The sequence below is a fragment of the Nonomuraea sp. NPDC049607 genome, assembly GCF_040675375.1.
In the GTDB taxonomy this organism is placed as follows: Bacteria; Actinomycetota; Actinomycetes; order Streptosporangiales; family Streptosporangiaceae; genus Nonomuraea.
The window spans coordinates 1-23,192 of sequence record NZ_JBFAOV010000029.1 but is presented as its reverse complement, the minus strand read 5'-3'; the positions used below and the strand labels follow the sequence as shown (position 1 = coordinate 23,192).

The 23,192-nt window shown below is 74.1% G+C and carries 14 protein-coding genes; 8 read left to right on the top strand and 6 right to left on the bottom strand.

Translation table 11 applies throughout. The features are described from left to right. Positions 1-121 precede the first annotated feature (121 nt). Positions 122-6,136 (bottom strand): phospholipase A2, encoded by a 6,015-nt coding sequence (locus AB0J97_RS38360; protein ID WP_364098343.1) that lies wholly within the window; start codon positions 6,134-6,136, stop codon positions 122-124. 280 nt (positions 6,137-6,416) lie between these two features. Between AB0J97_RS38360 and AB0J97_RS38355 the strand changes: the two genes are divergently transcribed. The 5 genes from AB0J97_RS38355 to AB0J97_RS38335 all read left to right on the top strand — a co-directional run bounded on the left by AB0J97_RS38355 (position 6,417) and on the right by AB0J97_RS38335 (position 11,736). Beyond that, positions 6,417-8,180 (top strand): ABC transporter ATP-binding protein, encoded by a 1,764-nt coding sequence (locus tag AB0J97_RS38355; RefSeq protein ID WP_364098340.1) that lies wholly within the window; start codon positions 6,417-6,419, stop codon positions 8,178-8,180. Continuing rightward, positions 8,177-9,970 (top strand): ABC transporter ATP-binding protein, encoded by a 1,794-nt coding sequence (locus tag AB0J97_RS38350; RefSeq protein WP_364098337.1) that lies wholly within the window; start codon positions 8,177-8,179, stop codon positions 9,968-9,970. The genes AB0J97_RS38355 and AB0J97_RS38350 overlap by 4 nt, the downstream gene beginning before the upstream one ends. Further along, a complete protein-coding gene (locus AB0J97_RS38345) occupies positions 9,967-10,347 on the top strand; it encodes a VOC family protein (RefSeq protein ID WP_364098334.1) in 381 nt (126 codons plus the stop codon). The genes AB0J97_RS38350 and AB0J97_RS38345 overlap by 4 nt, the downstream gene beginning before the upstream one ends. Before the next feature lie 42 nt (positions 10,348-10,389). Continuing rightward, complete coding sequence (locus AB0J97_RS38340) at positions 10,390-11,220, top strand: NAD-dependent protein deacetylase (protein ID WP_364098331.1); 831 nt, start codon at positions 10,390-10,392, stop codon at positions 11,218-11,220. A gap of 228 nt (positions 11,221-11,448) precedes the next feature. Next, positions 11,449-11,736 (top strand): YchJ family metal-binding protein, encoded by a 288-nt coding sequence (locus AB0J97_RS38335; RefSeq protein ID WP_357705802.1) that lies wholly within the window; start codon positions 11,449-11,451, stop codon positions 11,734-11,736. Here the strand turns inward: AB0J97_RS38335 and AB0J97_RS38330 are convergent. From AB0J97_RS38330 to AB0J97_RS38310, 5 genes are all read right to left on the bottom strand, one after another. After that, positions 11,706-12,770, bottom strand: coding sequence for a DUF917 domain-containing protein (locus tag AB0J97_RS38330; protein WP_352329660.1), 1,065 nt, complete (start codon positions 12,768-12,770; stop codon positions 11,706-11,708). The genes AB0J97_RS38335 and AB0J97_RS38330 overlap by 31 nt on opposite strands. Beyond that, complete coding sequence (locus tag AB0J97_RS38325) at positions 12,763-14,280, bottom strand: hydantoinase/oxoprolinase family protein (protein WP_364098327.1); 1,518 nt, start codon at positions 14,278-14,280, stop codon at positions 12,763-12,765. Before AB0J97_RS38325 ends, AB0J97_RS38330 begins: the two co-directional genes overlap by 8 nt. Positions 14,281-14,356: 76 nt before the next feature. Continuing rightward, positions 14,357-15,676 (bottom strand): cytosine permease, encoded by a 1,320-nt coding sequence (locus AB0J97_RS38320; protein ID WP_357705804.1) that lies wholly within the window; start codon positions 15,674-15,676, stop codon positions 14,357-14,359. Between the two features lie 101 nt (positions 15,677-15,777). Further along, positions 15,778-17,094: a hydantoinase/oxoprolinase N-terminal domain-containing protein gene (locus tag AB0J97_RS38315; RefSeq protein WP_364098324.1), complete on the bottom strand. Its 1,317-nt coding sequence runs from the start codon at positions 17,092-17,094 to the stop codon at positions 15,778-15,780. Further along, positions 17,091-18,158, bottom strand: coding sequence for a DUF917 domain-containing protein (locus AB0J97_RS38310; protein WP_364098321.1), 1,068 nt, complete (start codon positions 18,156-18,158; stop codon positions 17,091-17,093). The genes AB0J97_RS38315 and AB0J97_RS38310 overlap by 4 nt, the downstream gene beginning before the upstream one ends. 89 nt (positions 18,159-18,247) lie before the next feature. Between AB0J97_RS38310 and AB0J97_RS38305 the strand changes: the two genes are divergently transcribed. The 3 genes from AB0J97_RS38305 (at position 18,248) to AB0J97_RS38295 (ending at position 22,796) form a co-directional block, all read left to right on the top strand. Then, a complete protein-coding gene (locus AB0J97_RS38305) occupies positions 18,248-19,666 on the top strand; it encodes a helix-turn-helix domain-containing protein (RefSeq protein ID WP_364098318.1) in 1,419 nt (472 codons plus the stop codon). 87 nt (positions 19,667-19,753) lie between these two features. Then, positions 19,754-20,689, top strand: coding sequence for an alpha/beta hydrolase (locus AB0J97_RS38300; protein WP_364098315.1), 936 nt, complete (start codon positions 19,754-19,756; stop codon positions 20,687-20,689). Positions 20,690-20,792: 103 nt separating this feature from the next. Beyond that, entirely contained in the window at positions 20,793-22,796 is a 2,004-nt protein-coding gene (locus tag AB0J97_RS38295; protein ID WP_364098312.1) for a M14 family zinc carboxypeptidase, read from the top strand. The last annotated feature ends 396 nt before the right edge of the window (positions 22,797-23,192 follow it).

Genomic DNA, 23,192 nt, shown 5'->3' with positions numbered 1-23,192 from the left:
GAAGATCAAAGCTGCTTCAATGTGCATCAACGTCCGACTCCCGTCAACCCTGTGCCGACCGGGAGAAAAGGGCACCGGCGGGAGCCTTTCGTGGTAGCTCCCGCCGGTGGCTCATCCTAGGTCACGGGTGGCCGAAGGCGACCACCGAAAGGAAGTACGCGTACGCGATGCTGCGACATGTCCCCTTGAAGAAGTAGTGGGAGCAGACGCCCCAGTAAAGGACGTAATAGAAGATGTAGTCCACCTGGTACTTGCTATGGACGTACCCCATGTTGCGCAGGGCGTACCCGTAGTCGTGCATCATGCACGCCTGGCGGAAGTCGTAGCCGAGCGGCTTGTCGGGGGACTTGGTGCAGTAGTCGTAGTACACGCCGCGCACCCACCAGCCGGCCGGCGTCTTCTTCCACTGCACGTAACGCCAGCTCCCGTGGTAGTAGGCGTAGCTGACGCCGCAGTGGTTGAAGGCGAAGTGCCAGAAGTTGGTGCACCAGTACCACTTCTTGCCGTCCAGGTCGGCGTTGGAGGTCGGCGACTGGTTGGCGTAGTCGTAGGCGTTGGCGCTGCCGCCCTCCACCGGGTCGGTCTGCAGGAACCGTCCCAGCTTGGGCTGGTAGAGCCGGACGCCCATGAGGATCGTGCCGTCGGGGGTGTCGGCGGCCCGCTCGGCCGCACCGTGCCAGCCGTACCGCATCGCCGGCTGGCCGGCGCGCGGGTTGCCGAACTCGTCGAAGTCCAGCGCCAGCGGCACGCCGCCGGCGTAGACCACGTTGATGTCGTCGTGCAGGTTCGTCAGTTGCAGCCGCACGTCCCCGGTCGCCGAGGTGACCGCGGCCAGGCCGCCGGAGATGGAGTGCACGTTCCTGGTGACGGCGCCGCCCTCCACGACCCAGGCGGGCGTGTCGTCGTCGGCGTCGAAGTGCTCGACCCGCTTGCCGGCCGGGCTCCACGTGCCGCCGGACAGCTGCTCCAGCGTGGTGGTGTTGCGGCGCAGCTCCGGGTCCAGCGTGTACGACTGCCGCACCGAGCCGGACGTCATCTGCCTGACCAGGTCGGTGGTGTAGTACTCCGCCTTCAGCCCGGCCGGCGTGGCCGTCGTGCGGCCGTAGGCGTCGTACTCGTAACCGGCGTCGGCCAGCCGGTCGCCGCCGTCGTAGGCGTGGTTCTCGGTGACCGCCCCCGAGCCGTCGCAGGCGCTCGTGGTCAGCCCGGTCCTGTTGGAGTTGGCGTCGTAGCCGTAGGCCCGGCGCGAGCAGGTGCCGCTGACGGTGTCGTCCACCGAGGCGATCCTGCCCAGCTTGTCGTAGCCGATCTTCTGCGCGGACAGCCCGTTGTGCGTGACCTGCTGACCGTGGATCGTCCAGGTCACCGAGTCGTCCAGCAGCCGCACCCCGGCCGCCGTCTGGTAGACGCGGGTGGAGGGCGCGCCCGACGGGTCGCGGGTGAGGTCGTAGGAGATGCCTCCCGGCAGGTTCTCGTGGCTGATCGAGCCGTCGACGGTGTACGTGGCGGTGAACGTCCCGGCCACCGAGTCGGTCATGGTGGCCAGCGCGCCGCGCACGTCGTCGTAGGCGTAGGTGACCGTCGAGGGGGCGCCGTCGGTCTTCTTGGTGATGCGGTCGAGGGCGTCGTACTCGACCCTGGTCACGCCGCCGTCGGCGTCGGTGTAGGCCGTCTGGCGGCCCAGCGCGTCGTACTCGCGGGTGATCACGGTCCCGTTGGAGGCCGTGGTCCTGACGGCCCGTCCGGCCGCGTCGTAGGTGGTGCTCACCTCCGGCACCGCCGTGCCGGCCCCGCCGCTCACGACGGTCTTGACGATGTCGCCCGCCGGGTTGTACGTGGTCGTCGTGGTCCTGGTCACCCCGTTCGCCGTCTCGGTCACCGACGACACGCGGCCGCCGGGCTCGTAGGCGTACACCTTGGTGACCAGCTCGGCCGGACGGGTGCCGTTGTCGCCGACGCCCGTCTTCGACTTCGTCCGGCACAGCTGCCCGGCCCACTCGGCCCTGCCGCCGCACGCGCCGGTGCCGTCGGCGGTGTAGTACTCGCTGGTCGTGGTGCCCGCGTCGTCGCCGGACGACTTCGGCATCGTGGTGGCGGCCACCCGGCCGTCGGAGTCGTACACGGTCGTCTTGGTGATCGCCAGACCGCCGGGGTCCTCCACGGTCTTGACGCTCTTACCGGTGTTCCAGTCGTAGTACGTCCGGTTCGTTCGCACGTCGGCGTCGGAGGCCGCGCCGGGCACGTACGCGCCCACCGCGACCGTCGTGGCCAGGTTCGACACCTTGGCGTCGGCCGGCCGGCCCTCGTCGAAGGTGTTGACCGTGTGCTTCCTGGCCGCGGCCTGCGTGCCGTTCAGCGTGACCAGGTGCAGCGGGCCCAGCTCGGAGACCATCCGCTGCCCGTCGGAGCTGTAGGCGGACTCCTCGGCCAGCAGCCGCGCCCGGTCGGCGGTCGAGGCGTTGAGCAGCCCGAGCCGGGTCAGCTCGGTCCCGGCGTTCGGCGACTGCCCGAGGGCGAGCGCCCTGTTGCCCGCCGACAGCGACAGCACCGTGTTGCCCTGCGCGTCGTACTGGCTGGTCGAGACCGCGCCGCCGGGCTCCACCCGGTTGACCGTCTGGCCGGAGGCGTTCAGGTAGGTGATCGTGGCGCGGCCGTAGTCGGAGGCGGCCAGCCCGCCCCGCCCGGTGTGGTTGGCCGGCACCTGGTCGGCCGGGAAGATCGCGGTCGCGTCCACCGGGGAGTCGCTCTGCCCCCAGGCGGCCGTGGCCGTCTCGCCCAGCCCGTACGGCGCCCCGGCCCCGCTGATCGGCACGTCGTAGACCACCGACGTGACCGCGGTGCCGTTCGTCTCGCTCGGCGTGCCGGGCCGCAGCGTCGGCCGGGAGACGGCCAGCAGCATGCCGTCCGCGGCGGTGTCGGCGTTGCCCGCCTTGCCGTAGGTGAACGTCCACGGCAGCTCGCCCGGCGGGGTGTAGCGGTTCACCCGGCCGCCGAGGTCGTAGTCGTAGCGCGTCCTGATCTCGGGGGTGGCCGGGTTCCACTGCTCGCGCAGGCGGCCCAGGTCGTCGTAGCGGTACTCCGACAGGCCCATCGGCGCGCTCGCGCCGCCCTCCCACAGGCTGATCGCCTTGACCTGCCCGGCCACGTCGCCGAGCTGCGCGCCCGCGGTCGTGGTCGTGGCGTAGTCCAGCTTGATCAGCCGGCAGCCCTGGGGCAGGCTCGCCAGCGTGTCCACGTCGCAGTCGGCCTGCGTGTACGACGGCGCGATGATCTTGACCGGCCGGGCCAGCGCCTTGCCGTCGGAGCCGGTCACCGACTGCCACACGAACGCCGTGCTGCCCTTGCCGCTGGCCGGGTAGACCGCCCGCACCAGATAGATCGGCGCCGCGGCGTCCACCTTGGCGAACACCGTGCGCTCGGCCGAGTTCGTGTCCGACAGGGTGTAGCGGTCGGCCGCGGCGTCGAAGGTCAGCTTCAGGCTCGCCGCGTCCTGCTGCGGCTCGTACGAGCCGTCGGCGTTCTTGGTGAAGGCCAGCGCCGAGCCCTCGCCGCTCAGCTCCACCGAGGTGGAGGAGGTGGCCCGGAGCTGGGCGAACGTGCCCTGGCCCGACTGGGCGAGCCCGGTCGGCGTCCACTCGGTGCCGAAGACGGCCGCCACGCCCGGCAGCGCCGAGCCCTTGCGCGGGTCACGCGAGGAGAACGAGCGCATCAGGCCGATGCCGTACACATTGGCGTCGGTCGCGGCCATCCTGAAGTCGCCGGTGAGCGTGTTGACCGAGCCCGGGCCGACCGGCTGGGTGGAGGCGCCCTCGCCGTCCCGGTCCACGACCAGGTCCACCGGCTGGGAGGCGGCCGTGCCCGAGGAGGTGGTGAACTCGGCCCTGATCTCGATCGAGCCGTCCTCGGTCAGCGTGTGCGTGGTGTCCCAGACCAGCTCGGGCGAGGCGCCCGCGCTCATCGCCACCGGCCAGGCGACCGCCGACCCGTCGGACTTCCTGCGCACGTCGGCCGCCGGCACCTGGTGCCAGGAGTCGGCCTCGCCGCGCCGGTAGGAGAAGGTGACCGCGCTCAGCCCCGCGCTGCCCGTCGCCGCCAGGACCGTCCGGCGGGCGGTGGACTGCCCGTCCTTGGGCGAGGTGACCGCCGAGCCGCCCGCGTTGAACGCGTACGTCGTCGCCTCCGACAGGTTGCCCGCCTTGTCCTTGACCCACGCCTTGAGGGTGTGCGGGCCGTCGGCGGGCGGCGTCCAGCTCACGGTGTGCGGGGAGCCGCTGCTCGCCGCCGACTGCTGGGTGCCGCCGTCGAAGGACCACGACACCGAGGACACGTCGGCCGAGGCCGGTGTGATGGTGAACTGGCCGGGCTGACCGGCGCCCTTGGCCCACGCGTCCTCGGGGTAGTCGCCGGAGGACACCTCGGGGGCGGGCGGCGGGGCGGCGTCCACCGTGAACGCGAACCAGGCCGACCAGGGGCCGTAGTCGGTGCCGTCATGGGAGCGCACCCGCCAGGCGTAGGACGTGCTCGCCAGGGCCGTGCCGACCTTCCAGGACGCGGTGGCGCCGTTCGCGACGTTCGCGGCCGAGCCGCCGGTCACCTTGGTCGCGTGGTCGGCCGTCCAGACCTCGAAGTCGGCCCGCTGCGCCTGCCCGTCGGCGTCGCTCACCTTGGCCGACAACGTCGGCTGCGCCGCGCCCACCATGGCCGGGCTGGCGCACACCGAGCAGGGCGCGACGGCCAGGGCCGACGGCGTGCCCGGCAGCGAGTTGTAGGTGATGGCGATGTTCGGGTTGTTGGCGAAGCGCTTCCAGTAGTAGTTGTCGGTCTCGCTCCCGGCCTTGACCATGAAGGTGACCGACGTGCCGTTCGCGCTCACCACGCTCTGCACGGCGCTGGTGACGTCCCAGCCGACCCAGGCCGCCGGGCAGGTCGACGCGCCGCCCTGACCGGCCGACGACCAGCCGTAGGCGACGTTCCTGGCGCCGACGTTCAGGTTCGAGGCGGGCTGGTTGTTCCACGTGGTGCCCGAGCCGACGGCGGCGGTCCTGTGCAGCTCGACGTTCCGCGCCGAGCAGGACCAGGCCCACGTCTCCTTGATGTTGAAGGTGGCCGCCGTGATGTGCTTGCCGGCCAGGCCCGACAGGCCCATGTTGAAGAACGAGCGCCGCTTGTAGCCGCCGCCGTTGCTGGTGCCGGCCGTCGCGTCGTTCGTCGAGTTCCAGTACGCGCTGGTGGGATAGGCCGAGTCCACGTACGTCCAGCCGGACTTGGCCGAGGTGAAGCTCGGGTCGATCGTCACCGGGAAGACCGTGGCGGGGTCGGCCAGCAGGGCGGCGTCGGGGGTGACGCGCAGCTCGCGGCCCGACAGCCGCACGCCCATCCTGGCCCGCCGGCCCGGCTGGGCGGCCAGCGCCGGGGTGGCGGGGTTGCGGGTCATGGCCGACTCGGTGGCGGCGTCCCACATCTCCGGGGCCGCCGAGCCGAACACCGGCTCGCCCTCGGCGTCGAGGATCGAGACGTTGCCGTGCTTGTCGGTCCTGGCCTCGCCCTTCTTCACCGACGTGGCGAACGTCAGCTCCTTCAGCGCCGGGTTCGCCGCCGCCTGCCGGGTCTTGACGACGAGCTTCTCGGCGAAGCCGTCCACGTCCGCGGTCAGCACCAGGTCCACGCCCGGCAGCACCTCGGGGTAGGTGGCGGTGGCGCCGTCCAGCACCGGCTTGGGCAGGGCGCCGAGCGGCGCGCCGAGGCTGAGCCGGGTGCCCCGCTCGGTGGCGGTCACCAGCGGGCCGTCGCCGCCGCCGGAGAAGCGGTAGGAGACCGCGGCGGCCTTCGGCGCCACCGTGCCGTCCTGGTCCAGGGCGAGCGTCGGGTCGGCGGGCACCCACGCCTCGCCCCGCCTGACCCGGACCGGGCGGTAGCGGTGCTCCTGGGTGACCGTGCCGGCCGGGTTGACGAAGAACTCGTCGGTCTCGGTGGTCAGCGAGACCGCCTTGATCCGCTTGCCGCAGACCGTGGCGGCCAGCCGGGCGGAGATCTCGGTGGGCATCTCGTCCGGGCAGACCGCGGTCGCCGCGGCCTTGGCGGGCGCGGGCGGGGCGGCCCGCGCGGGGAGCGGCGCGAGGGCCGTGGACGTCAGCAACAGGACGAGGATCGGCGGTAAGGGAGTCAGCCGCCTGCGTTTCTTCAACACCGTCCAACCTCCGCGGGGGGTGTAAGGCTGTTCGGTGCTCAGCGTGATCAGCGGCTGTATAGGCGGCGTATAGATCCCGTAGACGGCCGAAAACCCGTTGCGGCGCGGCGCGGGCGGCTGTTGTACTTCCCGGCGGCACCAGTAACCGGCCGGAGGAGCGGCACGATGAGAACAGCGTTCATGACCTTTCAGCACAGGAATCCCACCTATTCAGAGGGCATGACGCTTCTTGACATCTCCGCGTACCGAGACGTTTCCGCATGTAGATAGACCCGCCCGGCAGGCGCTGCGCCACCTGCTCCCCGGCCCGCGCGCCGCGCTCGCGCTGGCCGCCGCCACCACCGCGGCCACGGCGTTGCCGCTGGCCGCGCCCCAGATCACCCGCCGCTTCGTCGACGACGCCGCCGGCGGCGCCGGGCTGCGCCACCTGATCCTGATCGCGCTCGGCTACCTCGCCCTGGCCGCCGCCGGTCAGGCCGTCCGCATGGCCACCGCGTGGCTCGCCGGCCGCCTGGCCTGGGACGGTACCAACCGCCTGCGCGAACACCTGGCCGGGCATGCGCTCGGCCTCGACCTGGCCTTCCACGCCCGCCACTCGCCCGGCGAGCTGATCGAACGCGTGGACGGCGACGTGGCGGCCGTGGCCGACTTCGTCGTCGCCTTCGTGCTCGACGTCGTGGCCGGGCTGCTGCTGCTGGCCGGTGTGCTCGCCGTCGTGTTCACCGTCGACTGGCGGCTGGGCGCGGCGCTGCTGGCGTACTGCCTGGCGGCCGGGCTCGGGATGGCCGTCGCGCAGCGGCTCGCCGTGCCGTCGGCGACCCGGTCGCGGGAGGCGAGCGCCGCGCTCTACGGCCACCTCGAAGAGCGGCTGGCCGGGGCCGAGGACCTGCGGGCCAACGGCGCAGGCCGGCACGCGCTCGGCCGCTTCCACCAGGTGGCCGGAGCGTGGTTCCGCGCCGAGTGGCACGGCTCCCGCATCGCGGGCGGCCTGCTCGCGGCCACGAACGTGGCGTTCGCGGCAGGGACCGCGCTGATGCTCGCCCTGGCCGCCTGGCTGCTGGACGCGGGCGCGCTCACGGTCGGGGCCGCCGTGCTGCTCTTCCAGTACACGATGATGATCCGCACGCCGTTCGAGCGGCTCATCGACCAGCTCAGGCAGTTCCAGGGGGCGCTGGCCGGGTTCGCCCGCATCGGCGCCCTGCTGGCCGAGCGGCCCGCGCTGCCCGCACCCGCCGCGCCCCGGACGCTGCCCGCCTCCGGCGCCCTCGCCCTGCGGCTGGACGACGTGAGCTTCGCCTATCCCGACGACGGCGAGACCACGCTGTCGGGCATCACCCTCACCCTGGCCCCCGGCGAACGCCTGGGCCTGGTGGGACGCACCGGCAGCGGCAAGACCACCCTCGCCAAGCTGCTGCTGCGCCTGTACGACCCGACCGGCGGCACGGTCGCGCTCGGCGGTCTGGACCTGCGCGAGGCCGACCCGGAGTCGCTGCGCCGCCGGGTCGGCGTGGTCACCCAGGACGTCCGGCTGTTCGCCGGCAGCGTCCGCGACAACCTCACCCTGTTCGGCGCGCTCTCCGGTGACGACGACGACCGCCTGCGGGACGTGCTGGCCGGGGTGGGGCTGGGCGGCTGGCTGTCGGCCCTGCCCGGCGGGCTCGACGGCGAACCCGGCGGCCTGTCCGCCGGCGAGGCGCAGCTGCTCGCCTTCGCGCGGGCGTTCCTGGCCGACCCCGGCCTGGTCATTCTCGACGAGGCGTCCAGCAGGCTCGACCTGGCCACCGAACGGCACGTCGAGGACGGCGTACGGCGGCTGCTGGACGGGAGGACCGGCGTGCTCATCGCCCACCGGCTCTCCTCCCTGGCGCACGTGGACAAGGTCGCCGTGCTGGACGGCGGCAAGCTCGTCGAGTACGGCCGCCGCGCCGACCTGGCCGCCGACCCGCACAGCAGGTTCGGCAGGCTCCTGGACGCCGCGGGGGTGAGCCGATGAGCCCGCGCCGGGCCCTGGGCGTGACGGGCCGCCTGATCGGCTTCGACCCGCGCCTGTACGTGCTCCAGATCCTGCTGTGGCTGCCGGTCCACGTGCTCCCGCTCGGCGGCGGGCTGGTGCTGCGGCAGCTCTTCGACCAGGTCAGCGGGCACAGCCCGGCGACGTTGCGCCAGTCGTTGTGGCTGTGCGCGGCGTTCGCGGGCGTCGAGTTGCTGCGCGGCGTCGTCCTGACGTTCGCCTGGGCCTACGGCTCCTACTGGTGGGACGCGGCGGCCACCCTGCTGCGCGCCAACGTGCTGGGCTCGGTGCTGACGGCGCGCGGCCCGGTCGCCGCCCGCCTGCCGAGCTCCCCGGGCGAGTCGCTGGCCCGGCTGCGCGACGACGTGGCCGAGCTGGTGGAGCTCGCCGACGAGTCGGTCCCCCTGGCCGGAGGCGTGCTGTTCGGCGGGGCGGCGCTGGCCGTCATGGTCTCGATCGACCCCCTTGTCACCGTGACGCTGGTCGTGCCGATGCTCGCCATCGGCCTGCTGAGCAGGCTCATGGGACGGGTGGTCGGGCGGCGGCACCAGCGGGCCAGGGAGCTGGGCGCGGGCGTGACGGCCTTCGTCGGCGAGCTGTTCGGCGGCGTGCTCGCGATCAAGACGGCCGGGGCCGAGCGGGCGGCGCTGGACCGGCTGCGTACGCTCAACGCCCGCCGCCGCGACGCCGCCGTACGCAGCCGCCTGGCCACCGACCTGATGGAGGCCGCCACGGGCACCACGGTCGAGCTGGGCGTCGGCGTCGTGCTGCTGCTGGCCGCCGGGGCGATGCGGCGGGGCGAGTTCACCGTGGGCGACCTGGCGCTGTTCACCAGCTACGTCGGCTGGCTGACGGCGCTGCCGCGCACGATCGGCTCCGTCCTGTACCGCCTGCCCAGGGCGGAGGTCTCGGCCGAGCGGCTGACGGCGCTGCTCGCCCCGCACCAGGACGCCGCCGACCTGACCCGCGACCGCACCCTCCACCTCCGCCACACCCCACCGCCCCCTCCTGCGGAGACGCCCCCGGTCGGCGAGGTGCTGGAGGTGCTGGAGGCGCGGGGGCTGACCGTGCGGCACCCCGGCGGGCGCGGCGTGCACGGCGTGGACCTGACGCTGCCGCGCGGCACGTTCACCGTCGTCACCGGGGCCGTCGGCGCGGGCAAGACCACACTCGTGCGCGCCCTGCTCGGCCTGCTGCCGCTCGACGCCGGGACGATCACCTGGAACGGCCGCCGGGTGCCCGACCCCGGCTCGTTCCTGGTGCCGGGACGGGCGGCGTACGCGAGCCAGATCCCGCGCCTGTTCTCGGAGACCCTGCGCGAGAACCTGCTCCTCGGCCTGCCGGCGGGCGACGATGACCTGGGCCGGGCGCTGGAGCTGGCCGCCTTCGAGGAGGACCTGGCCGCCATGCCGGACGGCCTGGAGACCGTCGTCGGCCCCCGGGGCGTGCGCCTGTCCGGCGGCCAGGCACAGCGGGCCACCTCCGCCCGCGCCCTGGTCCGCGCCCCCGAGCTGCTCGTCGTGGACGACGTGTCGTCCGCCCTGGATGTCGGGACCGAGAACCTGCTGTGGGAGCGCGTCGCCCGGCACGGCCCCGCCACCCTGCTCGTGGTCTCCACCCGCCGGGCCGCGCTCGAACGCGCCGAGCAGGTGGTCGTCCTCGACCGGGGCCGCGTCGCCGGTCACGGGACGCTGCCGGAGCTGCTGCGCACCTGCCCCGAGATGCGCAGACTATGGAACGGGGAAACGATCGAGGAACGAGGGACCACATGAGGATCGACCGCGTGGACCACCTGGTGCTGACCGTCGCCGACGTCGAGGCCGCGGTGCGCTTCTACACCACGGTGCTGGGGATGGAGGCGGTGACGTTCGGAGAAGGGCGGCGGGCGTTGGCCTTCGGGCAGAGCAAGATCAACCTGCACGAGGCCGGCCACGAGTTCGAGCCGAAGGCCGCCCGGCCCGCGCCGGGGAGCGCCGACCTGTGCCTGATCACCGCCGACCCCATCGAGACGGTCATGGGCGAGCTGGCCGCCCACGGCGTCGGCATCGAGGAGGGCCCGGTGGAGCGCACGGGCGCGCTCGGTCCCATCCGGAGCGTCTACCTGCGCGACCCCGACGGGAACCTGGTCGAGCTCAGCAACTATCTCTGACCGGGCATCATGGATGGTGTGCAAGAAACTGCGACAGCACCCGTGACGGCGCCCGTGACGTCACCGGCGATCGCGTCGCTGACCGAGCTGGTCTCCGGCGGCGGCGTCGTGGTGCTCAGTGGCGCCGGGCTGTCCACCGAGTCGGGCATCCCCGACTACCGGGGGCCGACCGGGCGGTCCCGGCGCGCCGAGCCGATGACGTACCAGCGCTTCACCGGCAGCGCGGAGGCGCGCCGCCGCTACTGGGCGCGCAGTCACGTCGGCTGGCGGCAGATCGGCCGGGCCGCGCCCAACGCCGGCCATCGCGCGGTGGCCGAGCTGGAGCGGCGCGGCCTGCTGGCCGGCATCGTCACGCAGAACGTCGACGGCCTCCACCAGGCCGCCGGCGCCGGCCGGGTGATCGAGCTGCACGGCGGCCTCGACCGCGTCGTCTGCCTGTCGTGCCGGGAGCGCACCCCGCGCGCCGAGCTGGAGCGCCGGCTCAGCGCGGCCAACCCGCGCTGGGCCGCCGAGGGCCACGCCAACCCCGACGGCGACGCGGCCCTCACCGACGCGCAGGTCGCCGGGTTCCGGGTGGTCGACTGCGGCTCCTGCGGCGGGCTGCTCAAGCCCGACGTGATCTTCTTCGGGGAGAACGTGCCGAGGGATCGTGTGGCGGAGTGCTTCGCGCTCGTGGACGGGGCGCGCTCGCTGCTCGTGCTGGGGTCGTCGCTGGCGATCAGGTCGGGGCTGCGCTTCGTCACCAGGGCCGCCGAGCTCGGGCTGCCCGTCGCCATCGTCAACCAGGGCCCCACCGGCGCCGACGCCGACGCCACCCTCCTGCTCGACGCCCCGCTCGGCGCGACCCTGACCGAGCTGACCGCCCGGCTCTGACCCCACACCCGCACCCGGCGGACCGCAGGGCGGCACGGGAGGGGCCGGCGCAGGGCCGGCGCGGGGCCGGCGCGGGGGTGGTGCGGAACGGCGCAGGGGCGGTGCGGGGGCGGCACAATGGGGGGCATGCCTCCTCGTCCATGCCCCTGCGGTCTGCCCGCGTCCTACGCGGACTGCTGCGGGAGATACCACCGCGGTGAGGGGTCGGCCCCCACCGCGGAGTCGCTCATGCGGTCCAGGTTCAGCGCGTTCGCCGTGGGGGACGAGTCCTACCTCATGGCCACCTGGCACCCCGCCGACCGCCCGGCCCGCCTCGACCTCGACAGGAAGGTCGCCTGGGTGGAGCTGGAGGTGCTGGAGAGCACCGGCGGCAGCCCCGTCCACACCGAGGGCACCGTGCGCTTCCGCGCCCACTTCGTCAACCGGCGGGTGCCGGGCGTGCTCGACGAGCACAGCAGGTTCGTCCGGCTCGACGGGCGCTGGGTCTACGCCGGGGTCGTCGCGAGCGGCCGGTAGTCGCAGTCGTAGCCGAAGTACCGCGGCCCGGCCAGCTCCAGCCCGCCCGGCGACGTCCAGCGCGGGTCGCAGGGCACGGCGATGACCGTGACGCGCAGGCCGTAGCGCATGGCCTCGGTGGTGACCGGCTCGCCCGAGTCGGTGTCCAGCACGCAGATCAGGTCGGGCGTGGTGGCCACGATCTCGCCGTCCCGGCGGGCCAGCAGGTGCTCGTTCTGGAAGCTGAGCTCCAGCGTGCCGGTGCCCTCCAGGCGGGCCTGGCCGCGGGCGAAGCCGCCGGTCGTGCGGCGCTCCACGTCCACGACCTTGCCGGTGAACAGTTTCAGGCCGCCCAGCACGTCCAGGGCCGCCGCCACCGGGTCGGCGTGGCCCGCGCGGGCCAGCCGCACGGCCCGGCCCAGGTCCTCGGCCAGCGTCAGCGTGGCCGGCACGAGACCGTCGCGCAGCTGGTCGCCGCGCATGACGGTGTCGGCGCAGGAGACCTGGCAGCCCATCTGCACGCACGCCGCCCGCGCCAGGCGCTCGGCCCACACGTTGGAGACCGTCTCCAGCACCAGCGTGTTGCCCTTGTCGTCGGCCAGGGCCATCGGCGTGTTCGGCACGCCGATCAGCGTCGGCAGCACCATCTGCGCCTCGGGGAAGGCGCGGCCCATGGCGTCGCCGTCCACGATCGGCAGGCCCGCCTGCGCGGCGGCGGCGATCGGGATCATCGAGTTCACGCCGCCGACCTCGATGGGCACGATGTGCGTGGCCGGACGCCCGAGCACCGCCTCCAGGGCGCGCAGCGCGGTCAGCTCCTCGGTGCCCGCCGGCAGCTTCTCCAGCAGCACGGTCGGCGCGCCCATGCCCGAGACCGCCACGACGGTGGCGTCCGCGGGCACCTCGTCGATGGCCACCAGCGGCACTGGACCGTGCCTGCGGATGGCCTCGCGGGCCAGCAGCTTGCCCACGTACGGGTCGCCGCCGCCGCCGGTGCCGAGGATGCCGGCCCCGCGGGCCATGTCGTCCAGCCGGTCGATTCCGATCTCACGCATCGATCTTCTCCAGGTCCAGGTCGCCGACGGCCTTCACCCTGATCCGGGTGGCGTCGCCGGGCAGGTAGGCGAGCGGCAGCTCCTCCACGTCCACGATCCGCACGCTGCCCGCGCGGGCGCCGCCGCGCTCGGCGCGGATGATCGCCTCGCTCTTGGCCTCCTCCAGGATGCGCTCGCGCGGGCCGGAGAAGACCCGGTCCACCTCGCCGCCGACCTGGGCGATGGCCGCGCCGACCGCGTTGGCCACCTCGAAGTGCGCCGGGCGGCGCACGTCGTCGAAGCCCGGCAGGTCCTGGATGAGCACGCTGCCGCCGCCGACCAGCACGACGGGCAGCGGCGCGGACGAGGTGCGCATGCGGTCCACCGCCTCCGAGACGCGCTCGGCGATGAGCTTGAGCGGGCGCTGCGGGTCCACGTGCGCGACCTTGGCGCGGTCGCCGATGTCGGCCAGCCCGGCGGCCACGGCCAGGTCGGTGGCGGTCAGCGTGCCGCCGCCGAACACCAGCGCCTCCTCGGTCAGCCGGTAGCCGACGCTGCGCGGGCCGGTGGTGCCGTCCTCGGCGACCAGCGAGCCGCCGCCGATGCCGATCGACAGCACGTCGGGGATGCGGAAGTTGGTGCGCACCTCGGCGACCAGCGCCTCCCCGGCGGCCTCGCGCGGGAAGCCGCCGACCAGGATGCCCACGTCGGAGGTGGTGCCGCCGATGTCCACCACCGCGCAGTCGGTCAGCCCCGACAGGTACGCGGCGCCGCGCATCGAGTTCGTCGGCCCCGACGCGAACGTGGCCACCGGGTAGCGGCGGGCCTGGTCCACGTCCATGAGCGTGCCGTCGTTCTGGGACAGGAACAGCGGCGCGTCGATCCCGGCCACCCGCAGCGCCTCGCCGAAGGCGGCCACGGTGCGGTCGGCCAGCGGGCGCAGGGCCGCGTTCACGATCGTGGCGTTCTCCCTGGCCAGCAGGCCGACCCGGCCGATCTCGCAGGACAGCGACAGGTGCACCTCCGGGCCCAGCTCGGCGGCCAGGATCTCCGCGGCCTGCCGCTCGTGGGCGTCGCTCACCGGGGAGAAGACCGAGGAGATCGCGACCGTGCGCAGGCCGCGCCGCCTGATGTCGGCGGCGACGCCGCGCAGCTCGTCCGGGTCGGGGGCGGAGATGGGGGCGCCGTCGTACTCGCAGCCGCCGTGGCACAGGTAGACCGCGCCCTCGGCCGCCTGGCGCAGGCGTTCGGGCCAGTCCACCATCGGCGGCAGCGCGGCGGTGGCGGGCAGGCCCAGCCGGACGGCCGCGACCGGCTCCAGCCGGGCGGCCTCCACCAGGGCGTTGACGAAGTGGGTGGTGCCGATCATCACCGCGGACACCCGGGTGGCGCCCAGGCCGGCCAGGGCCGCGGCGACGCCGCCCGTGACGTCCGCGGTGGTGGGGGACTTGACGGTGGCCAGCACCTGGCCGTCGTCGCCGATGAGGGCGGCGTCGGTGTTGGTGCCGCCCACGTCGATGCCGATACGCATCAGGGAGGACTCTCTCTTCTCAGACGGTGAGGCTCAGACGGTGAGGCTCAGACAGTGAGCGTTCGGACGGTGAGGCTCAGACGGTGAGCGCGGGCCGCTCGACGGGGACCTCGCGGGTGCCGCGGACCAGGCCGAGCCGGCCCGCGACGACGTAGCCCAGGCCCGCGAGGATCAGGGAGTTCAGGGCCGGGATGCCGATCCACTGGTAGTGGTCGCTGAGCCAGCCGACGAGCGCGGAGGCGCCCCAGATGACCAGCGTGGCGGGCACCCAGGTCGGCTCGGTCTCGGGCAGCGTGCCCGTGGCGCGCGAGGCGTCCAGCACCGGACGCCAGCGCCGCACCACGAAGTACTCGGCGACCATGATCCCGGCCACGGGCGGCGTGATGACGCCGAGGATCAGCAGGAAGTCGGTGAAGCGCTCCAGGATCCCGGCGGCGGCCAGCACGCTGCCCAGCACGCCGATGCCGACGGTGACGGCGACCCGGTTCAGCCGCACCCCGATCGTGGACTCCACGGCGTTGAGCAGGCCGAGCGCGGCGGAGTACAGGTTCCAGTTGTTGATCTTCACGGTGGCCGAGATGAGGACGATGACGCCGATCACGCCGGAGGACGCCGTGATGATCGCGATCACGTCCGAGGACTTGACCGCGTAGGCCAGGAGCACGCCGGCCAGGCCGAGCACGTACTCGCCGAGGGAGATGCCGACGAGGGTCTGCTTGACGACGTCGCCGGTGTTGCGGTTGAACCTGGTCATGTCGGGCGTGGTGACCGCGCCGATGATGTAGGAGCCGGCCACGATGGTGGCGCCGGTCGCGATGCTGATCGGCTCGCCGAACGGCGGCGACGCCACCAGCGACCCCAGGTCATGTCGCGAAATTTCCACCCACATCGCCCAGCCGGCCAGGCCGAGGAACGCCGGCACGGTGATGAACGCCGTCATCCCCATCGCCTTGAACCCCCGGATGACCAGCAGCGTCACGCCGATGCCCGCGATCATGGCCCACACCCAGAGCGGCAGCCAGGACATGATCGAGTGCAGGCCCGAGGCGAAGACCGCGGTCTGCACGCCGAACCAGCCGAACAGGCTCAGGGCGATGATCACCCCGATGATCGTGGAGCCGTACCGGCCGAAGCCGGTCCAGCGGGCGAGCATGGAGGTGGACAGGCCCTCGCGCATCCCGGCGATGCCGACGAAGATGCACACCACCTCCAGGATCACCGAGCCGAGCGTGAACGCCCAGAACGCGCCCCAGAACGACAGCCCGGCGCCGAGCGTGGCGCCCAGCAGGAACTGCGTCAGGTCGGAGAGCTGGCCGAAGCGTTGCACGGCCACGTTGAACCAGGAGTAGCGGGCCGATTGCGGCACCCGCTCCAGGGGGTAGTCGGAGTCGGTCATGGCGGTCTTCCTTCGCGTCGGGGGGTCGTGGCGGGGGCTCACGAGCGGGCGGTCACAGCAGGTGGTCTCAGGGCGGGCGGGTGGTCACAGCGGGCGGGTGGTCACAGGAGCGAGGGCGGCCCGGCGGCGCGGGCGCGCAGCCGGACGAACGGGCCGGGCAGGTAGGCGAGCGGGATCTCCTCCACGCCGATGAGCCGCACCCGCCGCGGATCGGCCCCGGCGCGGACGGCCGCCGCCCTGGCCTCCTCGGCCACGGGTTCGAGCGCCGCGGACAGCGCCGAGCGGTCGGGCAGGCGGACGATCCGCTCGTACTGGCCGCCGACCGGGCTGACCGCCGCGCCGATGGCGCCCGCGGCCGGCCCGTGCGCGGGATGCAGCCCTTCGGGCACGGCCTGCTCCCCGCCGCCCACGACCACGAGCGGCAGCAGCCCGGCGCCCGGTTGCAGCCGGTCCACGGCCTCGGCCAGCTCCTGCGGGTCGACCGGCCGCGGCACCCTGATCAGCCCGGGGATGCGCAGCCCGACGGGCACGCCGCCGATGTCCGCGCCGCCCACGGCCTCCTCGGGATAGCCGCCGGCCAGCACGCCGACGCGGACGCGGGCGGCGCCCACGTCGGCGACCACCGCGTCACCTAGTCCGGTCAGCGCGCCGGCGCCGCGCAGCACGCTCGCCGGGCCGCTGCCGAGGCTGAGCGCGGGATGGCGGGCCAGGTGCTCCAGGCTCATCAGCGTGCCGTCGCCGCGGGTCACGAACGCCGCCGCCCCCGGGCACAGGCCCGCCAGCGCGGCGGCCAGCCCGCCGGAGACCGCGCCCGCGAACCCCGACAGGGCGGCGTCCAGCACGGTCGCGTTCTCGCGTTCCAGCAGGCCGAGCGAGCCCAGGTCGGCCGACAGCGCGATCGGCACGCCGCCGCCCAGCTCCGACCGGACGATCTCGGCGGCCTCGCGCTCCTGCTCGCCGTCCAGGGGCGAGAACAGGCCCGCGACGGCGACGGCCTGCGCGATGCCCGCCACGCCCGCGGCGAAGCGGGCCACGGCGTCCCGGTCGAGTGGCGTGCGGTCCTCAAGGTCGAGGCCGCCGCCGCCGTCCACGACGGCGGTGCCCGCGTTCACCGCGGCGCGCAGGTCGGGCGGCCAGCCGGACAGCGGGCGCACCGCGGTCGCCGAGACGCCGGCGATGCGCAGCACGGCGACCCTGCGCAGCCCGGACCGCCTGGTCACAGCGGTGGCGGCGCCGCGCAGGCCGACGGCGACCTGGGTCGGCCCGCCGTCCAGGGGCAGGCGTCGCAGCGCGGCGCGCACGCTGGCCACCGGGTCGCCGGGGATCGACGCGATCTTGACGGTGGCGCGCACGGCGCCGTCGTCGGCGACGACGGCCGCGTCGGTGTTGGTCGGCCCGACGTCCACCCCGGCCCTCACGTCCCCGCCTCCCGTTCGGTGGGGGAGGGGCTGAAGGCCGTGCCCGCCGGGGTTTCCGGCGTCGCGGGAGAGGGGGAGGCGGCCGGTGGGGGAGGGGGGGCCAGGCCGGTGAGCCCGAACGCGGCGGGCCCCGCCAGCCGCAGCCCCTCGGGGGTGTGCCAGACCGGGTCGCAGGGCAGGCGCACCACGCTGACCCGCAGCCCGTACCGGACCTGCTCGGCCTGGACGACCTCGCCCGTGCGGGTGTCCAGCATCGCGATCACGTCAGGCACCACGGCCAGCGGGCGGCCGTCCTCGATGACGGCCAGGAACTCGCTGCCCGCCTGGATGCGGACCAGCCGCCCCTGGTCGGGCCCGAGCCCTTCGACGAGGATCGACCCGGCCGTCTCCGCGACCTTGCCGGTGACCAGCGGGTCGGGCAGCCGCGTCCCCAGGCGCACGGCCCGGGTGACCGAGCCGAGCGCGGTGGAGGCGGCCACCTGGCCGCCGCGCATGATGTACTCGCTGGTCGCGACCTGGCCGCCGAACGCCTCCAGCGACGCCCGTACCAGGCGTTCCAGCCAGCCGCCGGTCACCCGGTCGACGACGACGGTCCGGCCGCGCTCGTCGCACAGCACGGCGGGGGTGGGCGCGATGCCGCGCAGCTGCATCACCGTCTGGTCCATGCGGGGGAAGGCGCGGCTCATGCCGTCGGCGTCCACCAGCGGCAGCCCGACGCGGGCCGCCCAGGCCACCGCCAGGCAGCCGTTCGCGCCGCCGATCTCGCTGGCCAGCACCGCGCCGACGGGCGCGCCGTACAGCTCCTCGATCTTGTCGCGCAGGTAGACGGGCTCGTCGGTGCCGCCGACGCGCTCGGACATGACGGCCGAGGAGCCCGCGGTGCCCACGGGCATGACCAGCAGCTCGGGGTCCAGCTCGGCGGGCTGGACGACGCGCACCGGCCCGTGGTCCTCCAGCGCCTGCAGCGCCGCGGCGCGGGCGATGGTCACGGGGCCGCCGCCGCCCGAGCCGAGCACGGCACAGCCGCGGGCGAAGGCGGGCAACAGCCCGGTGTCGAGGTCCATGCTGACGAGGTTACGAAGCCGCAGGTAAAGCCGGATGTTCCGGCAGCACCTTTTTGGCGGGCTTCGTGTGCCGATGGCACACTGATGGCATGTTCCTGCTGGAAGAGCTGCGCCCACTGGCCGGGCCGGGCGTGCCGGCGGCGGCCTCGGGCGTGCGCCTGGTCGAGGACCTGGGCCTGATCGCGGGCCAGCCGCCGGGGTCGGTGCTGGTCCTGACGGGCGCGGCCTCGCGGCAGGCGGCCGGCTACCGGCTCGACGTCGCGCTGCGCGACGCCGCCGCGGCCGGCGCCGTGGCGCTGGTGCTCACCGCGGCGGTTGGGGGGAGCACGGAGAGCACGGGGAACGCGGTCGACCGGAGCGCCGCCGCGCTGGCCGAACGCGGCGGCGTCGCGCTGCTGGCGGGCGACGGCGACCTGGCGGAGCTGGTGGTGGCCATCGACCGGGCCATCGCGGGCGACGCCGCCGAGGCGCTGGTCCGTACGGCGCGCGCCGCCGAGGCCGTGGCCCGGGCGGGCGGCGTCCCCGAGCGCATCGCCGAGGCGGCCGGGGCCGCCCTGGGCCTTCCCGTCCAGGCCGACGGCGGCGCCTTCGCCGTCGGGGCGCACGACCCCGCCGGCACGCACTTCGAGCGGGCCGCCGGCATCGTCCTCAGGCTCGCCGCCCTGGCCGCCGCCGCGGGCCCGTCCGACGAGCTGCCCGGACGGTCCCGCGCCCAGCTCCTCACCGAGCTGCTGGTCGCCCCCGAGAAGCAGGCCCAGGAGCTGGCCCCCCGCGCCAGGGCCCTGGGCCTGCCGATCGACGACTGGCACGTCGTCCTGCGCCTGGAACCCCCGACGGACAGCGCGAGAGACACCGCCACGGACGACCCGGCGGACGGCGGCCAGGAACGCTACGCCCTGCTGGAGACCGTCGCCTCGCGGGCCGTGCGCGCGGCCCGCGAGCTGGGCGGCGCCGCCTGGAACGCCGCGCTCGCCGGGGACGCGCTCATCGTGGTCCGCAGCCAGCGCCGCGACCAGGGCAGGGCGGGCCTGCGGGAGGCGGTGCGCGACGCCGCCCGTCTGCTGGACCGGGTCCGCCCGGCGGGCGCCGAGCTGCGTTGCGGGGTCAGCACCGCCCACCAGGGCCTGGTCGGCCTGCGCACCTCCGCCTCCGAGGCGCGTACGGCCCTGCGCCGCAGCTCCCTGCCGCTGGCCACCTACGACCTGGCCGGTCTCGACCGGATGCTGGAGGAATGGTACGCCTCCGACGCCGCCCAGCACGCCGTCAGGGAACTGCTGCAGCCGATCCTCGACCTCGGCGGCGAGCGGGCCGCCCACCTCCTGGCCATCCTGCGCGCCTACCTCGACCACAACGGCTCGCCCGCCCGCGCCGCCGAGGAGCTGCACCTGCACCGCAACGCCGTCAGCAGGAACGTGCGCCGCATCGAGACCCTGCTCCAGGCCGACCTGGACGACCCCCGGCAGCGCCTGGCCCTCCAGCTCGCCTGCCGCGCGGCCTCCTCCCGCTGAAGGACGGCGCCCCGGGACCCTGCTCCCAGCCCGCGTTCGCCCGCCAGGACGAGGAAACCCGGCGGCCCGGTCCCTAGATTCGGGGACATGATCGTGAGAGCGCGCCGCCTGCTCACCTGGTTCGCCGGCCTGGTGCTGGCGGTCGCCTGCGCGGGCCTCGGCTACGAGACCGCCGCCCGCCGCGGGGACGCCGCGCGCTACCCGCCGCCGGGCCGTCTGGTGGACGTCGGCGGCCACCGCCTCCACCTGCGCTGCACGGGCTCCGGCGGCCCGGTGGTCGTGCTGGAGGCGGGCCTGGTCGAGTCCGGCGCGAGCTGGGAGGTGGTCCAGCGGCGGCTGTCCACCGGGCTGCGCGTGTGCTCCTACGACCGGGCCGGTTACGCCTGGAGCGAGGACGGCCCAGAGCCGCGCACCGCGGGCCGGGCGGCGGCGGAACTGCGCGCGCTGCTCGCCGCCGCGGGCGAGCCCGGTCCGTACGTCCTGGCCGGGCACTCCTACGGCGGCGAGATCGTCCGCCTGTTCGCCGCCCGGTACCGGGAGCTCACGGCGGGCGCGGTGCTGATCGACGCCACCGACGAGGGGGCCGCGGCGGCCATGCGGGTGTCCAGGCCGCTGGTGGCCGCCCAGCTCACCGCCAACCAGGCGCTGGCCAGGATCGGCCTGCTCCGGCTGGCGGGGGATCTCCTGGTGCCCGGCGACGCCACCCCGGCGGGCCGCGCCGCCGCCCCCGTCGTCTACGGGCCGGGCAGCATGGCCGCCGCCAGGGCCGAGGCGTGGGCCTCGCTCGACAGCGCGCGGGAGGTCGCCGACGCGGCGGCGGCCGAGCGGGGCGGGCCGCCGGTCGTGGTCGTCATCCCCTCCGGCGGGCCGCCGGAGGCCCTGGACCAGGCCCGACGGTTGGCCGCCCGGTCCAGGCGCGGCCGCGTGGTCGTGGCCGGAACCTCCGAGCACTACGTGCAGTACCGGCAGCCGGATCTCGTCGTCGCCGCGATCCGGGAGATCGCCGCCTCCGCCGGACGGTGAAACTGGGTCTTGCCGGTTCGGTCAAGTCGGCTTTCAATGATCGGGACACCGGTGATCCTGGAGGAGCCGAATGCGTGGCTTGAGGGCGTCCGCAGTCATTCTGATGATCGTCGTCTCGACGTTCCTCGCCTCCGGGCCGTCGTCGCTGCCGGCGGTGGCCGGGCCGGCCGACCCCGAGCCCGCCTCTCTGGTCACGCTGTCCGTGCCCGACAAGGCCGCGATGGTACGGCTGGTCGCCTCCGGCGCCGACCTGACCGAGCGGGTCCGTCCGCAGGCCGACGGCAGCGTCCAGGTGGACGCCGTGCTCACGGCGAGCAAGCTCGCCGAGCTGAGGTCGTTCGGCGTGGGCCTGGCGTCCGGCACGCCGCCCGCGGCCCGGCAGGCTCCGGCCACCGCCGCGCAGGACCAGATCGTCATCGAACGGGCCGTCTGGTACAAGTCCCGCGACGGGTACTTCCTGTCGGTCGAGGCGAGCAGCAGCGCGGGCGAGCCGGCCGCGCTCACCGTCACCTGGACGGGCCGCCGCGGCGCCACCGGGCAGGTAGCGATGGTCCCGTTCGTGGACGCCGGCGTCTACATGGGCCACCAGTTCAGCACGCCGGCCCCGGTGACGGTCGAGCCGCAGCGCGTCACGGTCACCTCGGCGACCGGCGGCAAGGCCGAGGCCCGCGTACGGGAGTGGCCCGACGGCGAACGCCCCGACCACCGGGCGCCGGGCTACCAGAAGGACTTCGTCACCCAGTACATGCCGCCCGCCCAGCTCAACGAGCGGATCCAGGCGCTGCACCGGCGCTACCCGTCGCTCACCGACGTCATCCCGCTGCCGAACCTCACCAACGGCTACCGCCGCCGCGCCCAGGCCCTGATCGGCACGCCGCCCGGCGCCGCCGTCGTGGTCACCTCCGACGCCTACGGCTCCGAGGGCGGCAACGACCTGTCCGTCGAGCTGGCCGCCCCCGGCGCGCCGGACCGGCCGCTGCAGGTGAGCGTGAACGGCAAGCAGGTCACGGTGAGCCTGGCCACCGACGGCTCAGGGACGCCGGTCAGCACCGCCGCCCAGGTCGTCGCCGCGGTCAACGCCACGGCGGGCACCGGCGTGAAGGCCGCGACGTACCGCACCGACCCGGGCGCGGGCGTCATGGCCGCGGCCCCCGCCACCCGGCTCACCGACTCGCTCAAGGCGCCCGCCGACGTCTCCCGCAAGCCCATGCGGGTGCTGGCCCTGCGTGTCGGCGTCCACCGGGACGGCTCGCGCACCGGCGTGCTGGCCTACGCCCAGGAGCACGCCAGGGAATGGGTGGCGCCGCTGGTCACCGTCGAGGCCGCCGAACGGCTGCTGCGCAACTACGCCCGCGACCCCGCCACCCGCAAGCTGCTGCAGCGCACCGACATCTTCATCGTCCCCACGGTCAACCCCGACGGCGCGAACTACAGCTTCTACGACTTCAACGGCCAGCGGAAGAACATGACCAACCACTGCCCGGCCGCGCAGTCCGACCCGGCGCAGCGCAACACCTGGGGCGTGGACGTCAACCGCAACTACGCCGTGGGCTCCCTGTCGGACGGTTACTTCGGCGCCTCGGCCAACTGCCAGAGCGGCACGTACGCGGGTCCGGCCGAGCATTCGGAGCCGGAGAGCCGCAACGTGATGTGGCTGGCGGACACGTACCGCAACATCCGGTTCGCCATGAACGTGCACAGCTACGGCGGGTACTTCATGTGGCCGCCCGGGGCGTACAAGCTGGACGGCCGCGTGGCGCTGCCCAGGCCGAGCGCCCAGGAGGAGGCGTACTTCATGCGTTCGGCCCGGACGATCGAGCAGGCCATCGCCGGCGAGCGCGGCACGGTGATCTGGCCGCAGCAGACCGGCCCCGTGACGGACGTGCTCTACTCGGCGGCCGGCAACTCCGCCGACGAGCTCTGGTACGACCACGGCATCTACGGCTGGGACTTCGAGGTCGGCGCCGACCTGTGGAACCCGGCGGCGCGGACGTGGGAGGGCGTGGGCTTCCAGCCGCCGTTCGAGGAGGGGCACGCCGAGGCGATGGAGTTCGCCGCCGGCCTGATCTCGCTCGTGGGGGTGGCGGCCGACTACCGCGAGCGGTGACCCGCCGCCCGACGTCTGCCTCCCGACGTATGCCCAGGTCATGAGGGGAATGGGCGGGGCTTGCCTGTCGTTTGCATACGCATACCCCGGTGTGCTTTGGCTGTGATTGAGGCTGTTTGCTGGGGGTTTACGGTTCAGAGGTAGATCATTGCCCGTTTTGGGGTGTTTGGTTTGCGTTTGTCCGTTTCTTGGGTTAACGTTGTACCCATCGGCGGGTGAGAGACCCTCTCTTGACCAGGGTCCGCCCGCGTTGCGCTCCACGTAGCGACCGACGGCCATCGCGCCCGGCTACGACCCTTTTTGTTCACTGATGCACCTCCTGCGAGCGCACACCCCCCTCTCGTGATCCCACTTCACCAAGGAGACCACCTGATGACTGCTCGCCTGCGTTCTTTC

Bases quoted from the DNA above. Each gene is read 5' to 3' on its own strand.
- AB0J97_RS38300 (WP_364098315.1), top strand. From the start codon at position 19,754: ATGATCGTGAGAGCGCGCCGCCTGCTCACCTGGTTCGCCGGCCTGGTG.
- AB0J97_RS38325 (WP_364098327.1), bottom strand. From the start codon at position 14,280: ATGCGTATCGGCATCGACGTGGGCGGCACCAACACCGACGCCGCCCTC.
- AB0J97_RS38320 (WP_357705804.1), bottom strand. From the start codon at position 15,676: ATGACCGACTCCGACTACCCCCTGGAGCGGGTGCCGCAATCGGCCCGC.
- AB0J97_RS38345 (WP_364098334.1), top strand. From the start codon at position 9,967: ATGAGGATCGACCGCGTGGACCACCTGGTGCTGACCGTCGCCGACGTC.
- AB0J97_RS38350 (WP_364098337.1), top strand. From the start codon at position 8,177: ATGAGCCCGCGCCGGGCCCTGGGCGTGACGGGCCGCCTGATCGGCTTC.
- AB0J97_RS38310 (WP_364098321.1), bottom strand. From the start codon at position 18,158: ATGGACCTCGACACCGGGCTGTTGCCCGCCTTCGCCCGCGGCTGTGCC.
- AB0J97_RS38295 (WP_364098312.1), top strand. From the start codon at position 20,793: ATGATCGTCGTCTCGACGTTCCTCGCCTCCGGGCCGTCGTCGCTGCCG.
- AB0J97_RS38330 (WP_352329660.1), bottom strand. From the start codon at position 12,770: ATGCGTGAGATCGGAATCGACCGGCTGGACGACATGGCCCGCGGGGCC.
- AB0J97_RS38335 (WP_357705802.1), top strand. From the start codon at position 11,449: ATGCGGTCCAGGTTCAGCGCGTTCGCCGTGGGGGACGAGTCCTACCTC.
- AB0J97_RS38305 (WP_364098318.1), top strand. From the start codon at position 18,248: ATGTTCCTGCTGGAAGAGCTGCGCCCACTGGCCGGGCCGGGCGTGCCG.